This window comes from Methylobacterium pseudosasicola, from assembly GCF_900114535.1.
GTDB lineage: Bacteria > Pseudomonadota > Alphaproteobacteria > Rhizobiales > Beijerinckiaceae > Methylobacterium > Methylobacterium pseudosasicola.
Genome location: NZ_FOTK01000001.1, coordinates 419,488 through 432,298, shown reverse-complemented (window position 1 = coordinate 432,298; position 12,811 = coordinate 419,488). Strand labels below are relative to the sequence as shown.

At 68.1% G+C, this 12,811-nt stretch carries 12 protein-coding genes; 6 read left to right on the top strand and 6 right to left on the bottom strand.

Features of this window, described 5'->3' with window-relative positions; all coding sequences use genetic code 11:
• Positions 1-26: 26 nt before the first annotated feature.
• From BM228_RS02075 to BM228_RS02065, 3 genes are all read right to left on the bottom strand, one after another.
• On the bottom strand, positions 27-239 hold the full coding sequence (locus BM228_RS02075; protein ID WP_092036664.1) for a hypothetical protein: 213 nt from the start codon (positions 237-239) through the stop codon (positions 27-29).
• A 130-nt stretch (positions 240-369) separates the two neighbouring features.
• On the bottom strand, positions 370-1,587 hold the full coding sequence (locus tag BM228_RS02070; protein ID WP_092036779.1) for an LL-diaminopimelate aminotransferase: 1,218 nt from the start codon (positions 1,585-1,587) through the stop codon (positions 370-372).
• Between the two features lie 124 nt (positions 1,588-1,711).
• Complete coding sequence (locus BM228_RS02065; protein ID WP_092036662.1) at positions 1,712-2,119, bottom strand: hypothetical protein; 408 nt, start codon at positions 2,117-2,119, stop codon at positions 1,712-1,714.
• Positions 2,120-2,363: 244 nt separating this feature from the next.
• Here BM228_RS02065 and BM228_RS02060 point away from each other — a divergent pair, with 244 nt between their 5' ends.
• On the top strand, positions 2,364-4,121 hold the full coding sequence (locus BM228_RS02060) for a PHA/PHB synthase family protein (protein ID WP_092036777.1): 1,758 nt from the start codon (positions 2,364-2,366) through the stop codon (positions 4,119-4,121).
• 473 nt (positions 4,122-4,594) lie between these two features.
• On the opposite strand, the gene BM228_RS02055 is transcribed toward BM228_RS02060, so the two are convergent.
• The 3 genes from BM228_RS02055 to BM228_RS02045 all read right to left on the bottom strand — a co-directional run bounded on the left by BM228_RS02055 (position 4,595) and on the right by BM228_RS02045 (position 7,335).
• Complete coding sequence (locus BM228_RS02055) at positions 4,595-6,196, bottom strand: gamma-glutamyltransferase family protein (RefSeq protein WP_092036660.1); 1,602 nt, start codon at positions 6,194-6,196, stop codon at positions 4,595-4,597.
• A gap of 174 nt (positions 6,197-6,370) precedes the next feature.
• Positions 6,371-6,811 (bottom strand): DUF421 domain-containing protein, encoded by a 441-nt coding sequence (locus BM228_RS02050; protein WP_058193992.1) that lies wholly within the window; start codon positions 6,809-6,811, stop codon positions 6,371-6,373.
• Between the two features lie 2 nt (positions 6,812-6,813).
• Positions 6,814-7,335, bottom strand: coding sequence for a hypothetical protein (locus BM228_RS02045; RefSeq protein WP_092036658.1), 522 nt, complete (start codon positions 7,333-7,335; stop codon positions 6,814-6,816).
• 241 nt (positions 7,336-7,576) lie between these two features.
• Here BM228_RS02045 and BM228_RS02040 point away from each other — a divergent pair, with 241 nt between their 5' ends.
• The 5 genes from BM228_RS02040 to BM228_RS33545 all read left to right on the top strand — a co-directional run bounded on the left by BM228_RS02040 (position 7,577) and on the right by BM228_RS33545 (position 12,796).
• Complete coding sequence (locus BM228_RS02040; protein WP_092036656.1) at positions 7,577-8,149, top strand: pilus assembly protein PilZ; 573 nt, start codon at positions 7,577-7,579, stop codon at positions 8,147-8,149.
• A gap of 88 nt (positions 8,150-8,237) precedes the next feature.
• The gene (locus tag BM228_RS02035; protein WP_092036654.1) at positions 8,238-8,834 is read left to right on the top strand and encodes a HupE/UreJ family protein; all 597 of its coding nucleotides are present in this window, start codon (positions 8,238-8,240) and stop codon (positions 8,832-8,834) included.
• A gap of 125 nt (positions 8,835-8,959) precedes the next feature.
• Positions 8,960-9,646 carry a metal ABC transporter permease gene (locus tag BM228_RS02030; protein WP_092036651.1) on the top strand — a complete coding sequence of 229 codons (687 nt, stop codon included), beginning with the start codon at positions 8,960-8,962 and terminating at the stop codon, positions 9,644-9,646.
• 445 nt (positions 9,647-10,091) lie between these two features.
• Positions 10,092-11,747: a porin gene (locus tag BM228_RS02025; protein WP_092036649.1), complete on the top strand. Its 1,656-nt coding sequence runs from the start codon at positions 10,092-10,094 to the stop codon at positions 11,745-11,747.
• Positions 11,748-12,397: 650 nt separating this feature from the next.
• Entirely contained in the window at positions 12,398-12,796 is a 399-nt protein-coding gene (locus BM228_RS33545; RefSeq protein ID WP_139234031.1) for a hypothetical protein, read from the top strand.
• The last annotated feature ends 15 nt before the right edge of the window (positions 12,797-12,811 follow it).

Genomic DNA, 12,811 nt, shown 5'->3' with positions numbered 1-12,811 from the left:
CGGATCGACCGGTTACCGGAATCTGCTCAGCCGCGGGCGCGCAGAACGACCTGCGGGCTCGCCGGCACCGGCCGGCAATCCGAGATGAAGGCGTTGACCGGCAACGGCTTGGAATCGCACGCGTAGACATCCGTCGGGCCCGGCGCCGGCACCGGATCCCGAGCGATGATCGGGTTCGGCGCGCAGGCCGAGGCCGCGGCGGCGAGCAGCAGGGCGGCGATGAGGTTCAGGCGGCGCATGCAACTCTCGGGACGCGGGAGGACCCCCGTCCCCGACCCTGCGCATCGCGATCCGCTCTGACAAGCGCCGGCGGGGGACGGCGGCGCCTTTGACGGCGCCTGTCGCCCGCCGGCAACAATCGGAGCAGCCTCAGACGGCCCGGGCCATCGGCACGACGTTGTGCAGAGTCTTGTCGCCGCCGTCGAAGAACCGGCGAATGTTGCGCGCGGCCTGCCGGATCCGCTGCTCGTTCTCGACGAGGGCGATGCGGACATACTCGTCGCCGAACTCGCCGAAGCCGATGCCAGGCGCCACGGCGACGTCGGACTTCTCGAGCAGCAGCTTCGAGAATTCGAGGCTGCCCATCTCCCGGTAGCGGTCCGGGATCGGCACCCAAGCGAACATCGAGGCCGCCGGCGCCGGGATGGTCCAGCCGGCCTTGCCGAAGGATTCCACCAGCGCGTCGCGGCGCTTGCGGTAGGTCGCCCGCATCTCGTCGATGCAATCGTCCGGGCCGTTGAGGGCCGCGGTGGCGGCGACCTGGATCGGCGTGAAGGCGCCGTAATCGAGATACGACTTCACCCGGGAGAGCGCCGCCAGCAGGCGCTCGTTGCCCACCGCGAAGCCCATGCGCCAGCCGGCCATGGAATAGGTCTTCGACAGGGAGGTGAACTCCACCGTGCAGTCGATCGCGCCCGGGACCTGCAGGACCGAGGGCGGCGGCTTGCCGTCGAAATAGACCTCCGCGTAGGCGAGATCCGAGAGCAGGATCAGCTCGTGCTGCTTCGCGAAGGCGACGAGGTCCCGGTAGAAGTCGAGATCGGCCACGTAGGCGGTCGGGTTCGAGGGGTAGCAGACCACCAGGGCGACCGGCTTGGGGATCGAGTGGCGCATGGCCCGCTCGAGGGCCGGGAACATGGCCGGGGTCGGCTCGGCCGGGACGGAGCGGATCACGCCGCCGGCCATCAGGAAGCCGAAGGCGTGGATCGGATAGCTCGGGTTCGGCACCAGCACGACATCGCCCGGAGCGGTGATCGCCTGGGCCATGTTGGCGAAGCCCTCCTTCGAGCCCAACGTCGCTACCACCTGGGTGTCGGGGTTGAGGCTCACGCCGAAGCGGCGCTGGTAGTAGCCGGCCTGGGCCTTGCGCAGCCCGGCGATGCCCTTGGAGGCAGAATAGCGGTCGGTCCGCGGGCGCCCGGCCGTCTCGCACAGCTTGGCGATGACGTGCTTGGGGGCGTCGAGGTCCGGGTTGCCCATGCCGAGATCGATGATGTCGGCGCCCTGAGCTCGGGCGGTTGCCTTGATCCGGTTGACCTGCTCGAACACGTAGGGCGGCAGGCGCTTGATGCGGTGGAAATCGGTCATCGGCGTGTCCATCGGCGCGTCCCGAATCTGGCGTCTCTCGTTCATGGCGGGCGCGCGAACGAATCGCTCTAGCAGAGTTGCGCGCCGCCGCCGACCCTCAAAAATCCGGGTCGGACCGGGCGCGTTATTGCGCCGCCGGTGCGGGCTTGATCGCCGCGGCCGCTCCCCGGCCGGCGCTCTCGGCGGCGCGCCCGCGGGACTCGTTGCGGCCGCGGGCGCCTTCGAGTTCGGCCTCCAGCGCCTTCTGACCCTCGGACGACTTGGCCCGGACCGGGCGCTTCGGCGCATCGACTCCCACCGGCATGAAGGCCGGCGCCTCCTTGCTGCGCGATTCGGTCACGAAATCCGGAGCGGCCACGACCCGGGGGCCGTAGCCGGCATCGGTGGCGAGCGTGCGCACCGCATCCCCCGAGCAGGCGGCGAGCGGCGCCGCGAGCAGGCCCAGGACCGTTGCGGCGATGGCCGGCGCCGGTCCCCGGCCACCGAAGAGCCGGGCGGCGAGCAGGTCAGGCTTCAAAAAGGCGCGGCGCATGGGCACAAAGGCCTGGACACAAAGGTATGAGAAGAACGCCCGGATGTTTCGACGACCTGCGCAACCGGGCTGGTGCAACCTCTCGCTCGCTCCCTAATTTGTCGGAAACGAGGCTCATGATCAGTCGAGCCGAAACATACACAGGGAGGCACGCGTGACGAGCCCGCGGACGCAGGCGCCGGACCAGGCTGCCGCTCGGACATCCCTGGCGAACGGCGCCCTGCCGGACGGCATCACCCCGCCGATGCCGGATATCGAGGCCCTGTCGCGCAATGCCGGGCAGTTCGTGGAAGCGCTGGGACGCAGCGCCGCCCGCATGCTCACGCCCGAGGCCCAGGCCGGCGCTCCCTCCGGTGAAATTAACGAGGCGGTCAAGACCCTCGGGCAGATCGCCGAATCGTGGCTGGCGGACCCGAACCGAAGCGCCGAGGCGCAGGCGAAGCTGTCCCAGGCCTTCCTGACCCTGTGGGGCACCACCTACATGCGGCTCCAGGGCCAGCCGGCCGACCCGGTGGCGGTGCCCGAGCCCCGGGACGGGCGCTTCAGCGATTCCGAGTGGTCGACCAACCCGTATTTCGACTTCATCAAGCAGGGCTACCTGATCGCGACCCGCTGGGCCGAGAGTCTCGTCGACGAAGCCCAGGGCATCGACGAGCACACCCACCACAAGGCGCAGTTCTACCTGCGCCAGCTCACCAGCATGCTGTCGCCGTCGAACTTCCTGCCGACCAACCCGGAGCTGATCCGCCACACCCTGCAGGAGAGCGGCGCCAATCTCGTCCGCGGCCTGAAGATGTACGAGGAGGATCTGGCGGCCGGCGGCGGGCAGCTGCGGGTCCGCCAGACCGATCCGAGCGGATTCGAGGTCGGGCGCAACATCGCCGTGACCCCCGGTGAGGTGGTGTTCCGCAACGACCTGATCGAGCTGATCCAGTACGCGCCCACCACCGAGACCGTACTCAAGCGGCCGTTCCTGATGGTGCCGCCCTGGATCAACAAGTTCTACATCCTCGACCTCAATCCCCAGAAGAGCTTCCTGAAGTGGATGGTCGATCAGGGGCTGACGGTGTTCTGCATCTCCTGGGTGAACCCGGATGCCCGCCACGCCGACAAGGATTTCGAGTCCTACATGCGCGAGGGCATTGAGGCGGCGATCGACGCGATCGGCGTCGCCACCGGCGAGACCGAGGTGCATGCGGCCGGCTATTGCGTCGGAGGGACCCTGCTCGCGGTGACGCTCGCCATGCAGGCCGCCACCGGCAACCGCCGGATCAAGAGCGCGACCCTGCTGACCACACAGGTCGATTTCACCCATGCGGGCGACCTCAAGGTCTTCGCCGATGAGGAGCAGATCCGTCAGGTCGAGGCGCGGATGGCCGAGCGGGGCTACTTGGAGGGGAGCCGCATGGCCAACGCCTTCAACATGCTGCGGCCGAACGACATGATCTGGTCCTACGTCGTCAACAACTACATCAAGGGCAAGCCGCCCTCGGCGTTCGACCTTCTGTACTGGAATTCCGACGCCACCCGGATGCCGGCGGCCAATCACTCGTTCTACCTGCGCAATTGCTATCTCGAGAACAGCCTGGCCCAGGGCCGGATGGTGCTCGGCAACGTCCGGCTCGACCTGAAGAAAGTTCAGGTCCCGATCTTCAATCTCGCCACCCGAGAGGACCACATCGCTCCGGCGATCTCAGTGTTCGAGGGTTCCAAGACCTTCGGCGGCAAGGTCGATTACGTGCTGGCCGGCTCCGGCCACATCGCCGGGGTGGTCAACCCGCCCTACAAGCCGAAATACGGCTACTGGACCGGCGGTCCGGTCAAGGGCGAGTTGAAGGACTGGATCGCGGCAGCGGCCGAGACCAAGGGCTCGTGGTGGCCTTACTGGTTTCAATGGATCGAAGCCCAGGCCCCCGAGCGCGTCCCGGCCCGCAAGCCCGGCGGCGACGCGCTCCCATCACTCGGCCCGGCGCCGGGGACTTATGTGCGGATGCGGGCCTGAAGGGGGACCCGCGGGCCGCGCAGCTTGCGGATTGATGGAGTGGGTTCGGGCCGGCTGTGCAAAGGCCTGCGCGTTCGCTGAGGCGTGCGGGCAATCATCTCCTCGCCCCGCTTGCGGGGCGAGGGTTGAGTTGGGGGATCCGGTCTTTCCAGCGAGGTCGCACCCCTTATCCAGGCCCCCTCCCGCACGGGCTACGATGTTCACACATCGGCTGGTGGAAGGCGCGACGCGCGCTCCTCCCCCTTGCGGGGAAGAGTCGGAGGTGGGGGTCGCTCAGGATTGCGCGTGACGGTGCCTCCTGCACCACCCCCACCCCTGCCCCCCTCCCCGCAAGGGGGAAGGTAAAACGCGTGGTGTTTCCGGCGCTTACGACCGAACATGATGCGTGAATCCGCCAGTCCGCACGGGAGAGGGGCTCCTCTTTGCGTCGGACACCTTTGGTCCGGTCGCCGCGAAGGCGGCCCCCTTGCCCCTCAATACCCCAAAGCCGCCCCGTCCTTGCGCGGGTCAGAGCCGGCCACCAGCGTGCCGGCTGCGCGGTCGATCCAGATGATCTGGCCGCCGCCGAGCGGCAGCGGCGCCCGGATCGCCGGGTGGCCGCGTTCGATCAGGCCGGCCATTGCGGCGTCGGGGATGCCGCCCTCCAGTTCCAGGCTGCCGCCATAGGCGAAGCTGCGCGGGGCATCGAGCGCTTCCTGCACGTCGAGGCCCCGGTCGAGGAGGCCCGACAGCAGTTCGACATGGCCCATGGCCTGGTAATGGCCGCCCATCACACCGAAGGGCGCGACCGCTTGGCCGTTCTTCATCAGCATGCCCGGGATGATCGTGTGCATCGGCCGCTTGCCCGGCCCGATGCTGTTCGGGTGCCCGGCCTCCGTGCGGAAAGACAGGCCGCGGTTGTGCAGCAGCACGCCGCTCTCCGGCGCCAGGATCCCCGAGCCGAAGCCCTGGAACACCGAGTTGATCAGCGACAGCGCGTTGCCGTCCCGATCGACCACGCAGAGATAGACCGTGTCCTTGTGGGCGCGCCCTTCCGCGACCTCCCGAGCGATCTCGGGATAGATTTTGGGCGGCCGCGCCCGGCTCATGTCGATCGCCCCATGGGCGGCGGCCTTCCAGGCGTCCGAGAGCAGGTGCTCCACCGGCACCCGGGCGAGGTCGGCGTCGCCGAATAGCACGTCGCGGTGGTGATAGGCCTGCTTGCAGGTCTCGGCGAACAGGTGGAGCCGGTCGAGGTCCGACAGCGCACCCACATCATAATGGGAGAGCACGTTCAGCATCATCAGGGTGGCCAGCCCCTGACCGGCGGGCGGGCACTCGTAGACGTCGTAGCCGCGGTAGCGGGTGGAGACCGGCGTGACCACGTCCGGACGCGCGGCGGCGAAATCTTCGGCGGTGTGCAGGCCGCCGAGTTCGTTGAGGCGCCGGACCATGTCGTCGGCCACCGGCCCTTCATAGAAGCCGCGCGGACCCTCCTCGGCGATGCGCCGGAGCGTCGCCGCGAGCTTCGGCAGGCGGAAGACGCTGCCGATCGCCGGGGCTTCACCGCCGACCAGGTAGGTCGCGGCGGCGTGGGGATCGCCCGCGACCCGGGGGACGCAGCGCTGCCAGTCCCAGCCGACGCGCTGCTGAATCACGAAGCCGTTCTCAGCATAGCCGATGGCCGGCTGGAGCAGCTCGCTCAAGGGACGGGTGCCGTGCTGGCGGACCAGCAGGTCCCAGGCGCCCACCGCCCCCGGCACCGTGACCGCGTGCGGCGAAGTCGGCGTGATGGCGACGCCGTGCTCGGCGTACCAGTCGGGCGTAGCCGCGGCCGGGGCCCGGCCCGAGCCGTCCAGCGCGATCGGCACGGAGGCACCCGCCGGCGCGTAGAGCGAGAAGCAGTCGCCGCCGATGCCGGTCATCAGCGGATCGACCACGCATTGCACCGCCACCGCCGCGATGCCGGCATCGACGGCGTTGCCGCCCGCGCGCAGGATCTCGATGGCCGTCAGGGTCGCCAGCGGGTGCGAGGTCGCGACGGCGGCGTTCGCGGCATAGACCGGGGAGCGCCCGGGTGCGGAGAAATCTCTCACGGGAAATCCTGTCCTGTGCGATCGCGTCGATGTCTGCGCCGCGCGACGATGGGGGGGCGGTGCAACGATCCGGCCACGCCGCCCCGGCGGCAGCGCATGTTGGTATCTTGTATTCAGATGGCCGGCGGCGTCGAGCACCCATGTCGCGGCTGACGGTTGGCCCTGCCGATCCCTTCACGCCTTCTCGATGATCGAGACCTTTCCGTCGCGTTCGACGATGCCGACCGCGACCTTGTCGAGGTCGTCCAGGCCCTGCTGGCGGGCGGCGGTGCGGATGTCGGCTTGCTGCATGCGCAGCTGCCGCATGCGCGCCTCGTCCCAGACCCCGTCGCGATAGACGACGATCGGCGTGCCGTCGACGATCCGCTCGAACCAGACGAAGCGGAGCTTCAGCCAGGAGACGGCGACGTGCATCAGTCCCACCGTGAGCAGCGCGCTCATGGCCCCGGTGAAGGAATGGTCGTCGCCGAGCACGGCGCTGACGCTGAGGCCGCCGAACAGGAACAGCACGACCATATCGATCGGCGCCTGCTGGCTCGCCGTGCGCCGCCCGATCAGCCGGATCACGAACAGGACGATGAGGTAGGCCGCCGCGGCCTTGACGACGGTGTTCATGGCTACGGCACCGCGTATTGCGACCAGGACAGGGTCTCGCCGGCGTCGAGATGGGCCGTAAGGTCGACGCCGCCGTGGAAGCTCGGCGATCCGGTGAAGCGGATCAGCGCGCGGGTCTCGCCCGTCTGCACCGGGAAGACCAGCCGGATGTTGGCGCCCGCGATCTGCCAGGTCTCGGGGCGGGGCGTGATGCTCTCCAGGCCGAACAGGTCGACGAGGTTCTTGGCGATGGTCACCGCCACTTTGTCGCCCCCCGGGGGCACGCGGGTATCGAGCCGCAGGATCGTCGGGGCGCCGAACCGGACCACCGGCTCGTACCGGATGGTGATCGAGTCGTCGGCGTTGGTTCGGGTGCGCTCGCTGAACGGCCCGTGCCCGAGGAGGCCGAGCGCACAGATCGCCACAAAGGCCAGCATCCCGAAGCGGCCGGCGATCTCGGCCTTGCGCCAGCCGTCCTCGAAGGCTGGGTAGAAGCCCGCGGCGATCTCCTCGGGCATCGGCGGGTCTTTGTGGATCACCTCCACGGCTCGGCTCCTCCCGCGCAGGGCGCCCGAAGGCGAGACCGTTACGCGCGCGGGAAGCCGGAGTTCCGGCTGTATCGGTATGCTACCGCTGCGGAGGCCTGGATGCGCCCAGGGGTTGAAGATCGAAATCAGCACGGGATAGCGGCCGACAAACGGCGCGTTTTTATCGAAATCCGGAAGCTCTTCGCAGGCTTCGGCCCCGCAGAAGCCGCGCGATGGATCAAACTGCGATAATGCACCGATGACCGGCCAAGCGGGCCCACGACACGTCGTCGTGTTGCCGGCTCTGTGCTGGAACCCGCGCAGGCAGGATTTCTACGCAGTGACCGCCGACGTCACGGCGGAGGGCATCCGGCTCCGGTCGTCGGCCCGGCTGGCGGCGGGAGAGGACCTGACCTGCAGCATCCGCCATATCGGGCAGCTGGAGGTGCGGATCACCCAGGTCGCCGGCCAGGACTTCGTCGTCGGGGTCCGCGGCGGTCGCGCGACTCTCAACGGGCTGGCGAGACAGTTCGTGACCTTGGCGCGCGCCCAAAACTTCCGTCCGGAGCCGATCCGCGGTCACCACCGCATCGTGCCGGCGCAGAAGACCGTCGAGATCACCCTCGAATGCGGGCTGTCCTTTTCAGGGCACGTCCTCAACGTCTCGGCCTCCGGCATCGGCCTGCTGATCGACCGGGCGGTGGGGATCGGTGAGACGATCCGGGTCGGCAGCCGGGCGGCCCGGGTCGTCCGCCATTTCGAGCACGGCATCGGCGCCGCTTTCCTGGAACCGCTGGAGCCGAGCGCCGTCCACGCGGCGATGACGCTCTGAGCCCGGACGGGACAGCGCTCCGGGCGGCCAGCCCTCGCAGAGCCGGGGGATCGGCGCTACATCGGAGGCAGACCTTGAAGGATCACCGATGAAGCGCTTCCTCGCCGCTCCCCTGTCCGCCCTTCCCGCCGCGCTCGCGCTGCTGCCGCAGGCGGCTCTGGCCCATCCCGGTCATGGCGCCGCGCTCGGCGCGGAGGCCGGTTTCCTGCACCCGCTGATGGGCGCTGACCACGTGCTGGCGATGGTCGCGGTCGGCCTGCTGGCCGCTCTGCGCGGCGGGCGGGCCCTCTGGGCGCTGCCCCTGTCGTTCCTGGCGCTGATGAGCGTCGGGGCGGGGCTCGGCATGGCGGGCGTGGCCTTGCCCTATGCCGAGACCGGGATCGCGCTCTCCATCGTGGTCTTCGGCCTTGCCGCGATCATCGGCCTGCGGGCGCCTGTGGCGCTGCTCGCCAGCCTGGTCGGGGTGTTCGCCGTGTTCCACGGCTACGCCCACGGCATCGAGATGCCGGAGACCGCCTCGGGCCTGTCCTTCGGCCTCGGCTTCCTGGCCGCCACCGCGCTCCTGCACGCGGCAGGGATCGGCCTCGGGATGGCCGCCTCGCGGCTCGGTGCGACGCGCGCTGCCCCGGCCCTCGGTGCCGGCGTCGCGGCGGCCGGCCTCGCCCTGCTGGCGCTCCCGGCCTGAGCGGCGCCGTTTCAGTGACAGCCCCGCTGCCGGTCACGATATCGCAGGCCGGCCGGGGCTGACACGGCCGGCCTGAGTCCCAGGTCCTGTCCGCCGCCCGCGTTTCGGCGGCGAGAGGACCCGACATGGTACGATTCCCCATACTCGCCCTGGCGAGCCTGCTGACCCTCGCCACCGGTGCGCAGGCCGCCGCGCCTCCCGAGCGCCTGCGCGGCACGATCGAGGCCGTCGAGGGTGGCGGCTTCACCCTCAAGACCCTGGACGGCAAGAGCGAGCGGGTGATGCTCGCGCCCGACGCCAAGGTCTCCTGGGTGATCCCGGCCCAGCTCGACCAGATCAAGGACGGCGTGTTCATCGGCACCGCCACCAAGGGCGAACCGCCAGTGGCTCTTGAGGTCGTGCTGTTTCCCGAATCGATGCGGGGCACCGGCGAGGGCCATTACGACTGGGACGTGATCCCCGATCGCACCGGCGGCTCGGCGGTGAAGAGCACGATGACCAACGGCACCGTGAAGGCCGCCGCCCCCGCGACTGCGCCGGACGCCCCACGGGTGAAGAGCGCGATGACCAACGGCACCGTCAAGGCGAGTGGCAGCGGCGCCGAGCGCACCCTCACGGTGGATTACGGCAAGGGCCAGTCGATCCAGATCCTGGTCCCGCCGCAGGCCCCGGTGGTCACCTTCGAGCCCGCGGATGCGGCTGCGATCTCCGCCGGCGCCAAGGCGTTCGTGGTCGCCGCGCGCGGCGCGGACGGCACGGTCACGGCCCGCCGCGTCGCGGTCGGCAAGGACGGCCTGACGCCGCCGATGTGAGGTGGCCTCGCGGGCGTGTTCGTTTCGCTCCGAAACGTCGTTTCCGGGACCCGGACGAGCCGATGATCAATAATCCCCGGCCCTGGCCGCAGGGCCGGGGCCGCCGACCCTTCCAGCCGTCGCCGCGACGCCGGCTGTGCCTGGTTCGGCGGCACCTCTGCCGCCTCGAAATGCATACCATTACATCCGGCAAGCTGTTGCCGGCTAAGGCGTTCTGATATTGTTGCCGGGCGGCAACATCGCACAGGAACCAATTTATCCGAGCCGAATTCTGATTGCTCGCCGAAACCCGTTCGCACATGGTGATCGTGCACGGGGGCATCGCCAAGCGAGAGCCCGCAGGAGCCTGCCGCTCAAGACGCAGGCCAAACCTACAAAACGTGCGGCTAGATCCGGAAAACCGGGCGTGTCCGCATCATTGGGTCTCGAAGCTTTGGAGATGTCTATGAAGCTCTTGAAGAGCTCGCTGCTCGGTTCCGCCACCGCGTTCGTCGCGATCGGAGCCGCCCACGCCGCCGACCTGCCGGTCAAGAAGGCGGTCCCGATCGAGTACGTCCGCGTCTGCTCGGCCTACGGCGCCGGCTTCTTCTATATTCCCGGCACCGACACCTGCCTGCGTCTCTCCGGCCGCGCCCGGTTCGAGGGCGGGTACCAGACCAGCTACTCGCGTCAAAACGGCTCCAACGTCGGCGACACCTCGGGCTTCCAGGGCCGCATGCGCATCAATCTCGATGCCCGCACCCAGACCGCTTACGGCACCCTGCGCGCCTTCGTCCGTCTCGATGCCGGCGCTCGCACTGGATATTCCGGCGTCGGCACCTCCGGCACCCAGCAGCGTATCGGCCAGGCCTACCCGGGCCTCGGCATCGATAGCTTCGGCCGCGACCAGCAGTTCGTGAACGTCGACAAGGCGTTCATCCAGTTCGCCGGGCTGACCGCCGGTCGCGCCTCGTCGTTCTTCGACTTCTACGCCCACGATTTCGAGTTCGCCGCCGCCACCGCGGGTTCGGACATCGCCTCCACCAACCTGCTCGCCTACACCGCCACCCTCGGCAACGGCCTGTCAGCCACGCTCTCGGTCGAAGACCCGGTCTTCCGCCGCAGCCCGATCTACTCGCCGTCGAACAACCCGGCGGGTATCACGAACAACGCATCGATCGCGAATTTCGCCCAGACGAACTCGCCCGCTCCGGTGTTCATTGGCTACACGAACGGTGTGCCGACCCGTTACAGCTTTGTCGACGTGATCCAGCGCGAGCGTCTTCCCGACTTCGTCGGCGCTCTCCGCCTCGACCAGGCCTGGGGCTCCGCCCAGGTCTCGGCTGCTGTGCACGAGTTGAACGTCGGCAACGTCGCCAACGGTGCCGGCACCGGCACCGGCTCCAACATCAGCATCCCGCACACCAGCAACGCGTATGGCTACGCGGTGCAGGGCGGCCTGAAGATCAATACGCCGTTCATCGCCCCGGGCGATGCTCTCTACCTGCAAGGCGCCTACGGCGTCGGCTCACAGCTCTACACCGGCTACTCGTCGTACAGCGGCTCGTACTCGCAGAACGCGGCAACGATCCAGGGCCAGAAGTTCAACCAGTTCTTCAACGACGCGACCGTCAACCCGTTCACGGGCCAGATGGAAATGTCGACGAGCTTCAGCGTCGTTGCCTCATATCTGCACTACTGGTCGCCTGAGTGGCGCTCGGCCGTGTTCGGGTCGTACGGCGAGATGAATTTCTCGAACAGCCAGCGCGCTGCCCAAGGCGCGGCGTTCGCGTTGGCCAACCCGGGCGGCACGAACGCCTTCAGCACGAACGCCGTCGGTACGCCTGGCACGACCTTCTACAACCTTAGCGAAGCCTTGCGCGACACCTACCAGTACGTTGTCGGTGCGAGCTTGATCTGGTCGCCGGTGAAGGACCTCGATATCGGTGTCGAGGGCTTCTACACCCAGATCGGCGTCAAGAACGGGCGTGTGATCGACAAGGACAAGAGCCCGACCGCCTACGCGAACGTCGCCGGTATCAACAACGGCACCTTTGTGCCGCGTACCACGACGCAAGACTCGAACTCCTCATTCCGCATGCGCGTCCAGCGCGACTTCTAAGCCGCGAAGGCGGCACCGGGGGAACGATCCCGGCGCCGCTCCCCGTGCTCAACGGATCTTAAGGCCCAGCCCTCGGCTGGGCCTTTTTCGTTGCGGTCAGCCCGGAGAGGCGGGATCTCGCGTCCCCCGGCACCGCTCGCAGCCCTTCCGCCTAGTCTCTTCGTGGCCCGCCTCGGCCGGGGCATCGCCCAGGCCCGACCGGCGCCGCGAAGCGATGGCGCGGCCTCGCGCGTATCTCGACCCGTGTCGGGCGCCGTCTCGCTCCACCGGACAGGCTGCTGCGGACCGTCTGTCCGCTCCTCACGCTGTCCTGGCCGCCGACCAACGATATCCCGATGCCGCGCCGAGCCCAAGGCGGCCATTGCCCGGGCCAGAGACCTTGGGCGCTGAGTCCGGCGGCATGCGGTAGCGGCCCGCGCGCTGTTCCCGCCCTGCGCCCACACCAAGGGTCGGTCAGTCGTCCGGCCGGGGCGCCGGCCTCGTCGAGGCGGAATTCGGACGCGCGCGGCAGCGCGACCAACGCTCGGGCCCGCTGCCGCGGCAGCCGGAATGCGCGCATTCCCCGAAGCGATTCTCCCATCCGTTCGAATCACCGTCAGCGCGGGCGCGCCGGCCGGCGGCCTTCGTGGCCGTCGCGTTCGGACGATGAGGTGCTGAACCTTGCCGGCTTAGCAGATGCACGAGGCGATTCTGTGGTCCAATGCAGGCGCCAGGTCCATGCGCGGAGGCATCTCTGCGCATGGCTCCTGAGCAGGAATGTAATTATCCAGTTTTTTGATACACATCACAGGTCTTTCGTAATAAATATCCATCTTATCAATAATGATTTTGCTGTCGTTTTGCAAACTGATATTTTTAAAAATTTAAATGCGTTGCGAGTGTGCAACAACATAAAGCAATCACTGAACAGATATGAAATCGATGTTGCCGGGATAAACGCGGATCCACCATATGGACCGGCAAAGAGGAATCTCGGAAGCGGGATATCTCTAAAGTCTGCATTAAAATTGCAGATAAAAACAAAAATAAACGCTGCGATGACCGGATAATCCGGGATCGTTGTT

Coding starts and splice junctions, on each gene's coding strand:
- BM228_RS02075 (WP_092036664.1), bottom strand. CDS start 239: ATGCGCCGCCTGAACCTCATCGCCGCCCTGCTGCTCGCCGCCGCGGCC.
- BM228_RS02070 (WP_092036779.1), bottom strand. CDS start 1,587: ATGACCGATTTCCACCGCATCAAGCGCCTGCCGCCCTACGTGTTCGAG.
- BM228_RS02065 (WP_092036662.1), bottom strand. CDS start 2,119: ATGCGCCGCGCCTTTTTGAAGCCTGACCTGCTCGCCGCCCGGCTCTTC.
- BM228_RS02060 (WP_092036777.1), top strand. CDS start 2,364: ATGCCGGATATCGAGGCCCTGTCGCGCAATGCCGGGCAGTTCGTGGAA.
- BM228_RS02050 (WP_058193992.1), bottom strand. CDS start 6,811: ATGAACACCGTCGTCAAGGCCGCGGCGGCCTACCTCATCGTCCTGTTC.
- BM228_RS02040 (WP_092036656.1), top strand. CDS start 7,577: ATGACCGGCCAAGCGGGCCCACGACACGTCGTCGTGTTGCCGGCTCTG.
- BM228_RS02035 (WP_092036654.1), top strand. CDS start 8,238: ATGAAGCGCTTCCTCGCCGCTCCCCTGTCCGCCCTTCCCGCCGCGCTC.
- BM228_RS02030 (WP_092036651.1), top strand. CDS start 8,960: ATGGTACGATTCCCCATACTCGCCCTGGCGAGCCTGCTGACCCTCGCC.
- BM228_RS02025 (WP_092036649.1), top strand. CDS start 10,092: ATGAAGCTCTTGAAGAGCTCGCTGCTCGGTTCCGCCACCGCGTTCGTC.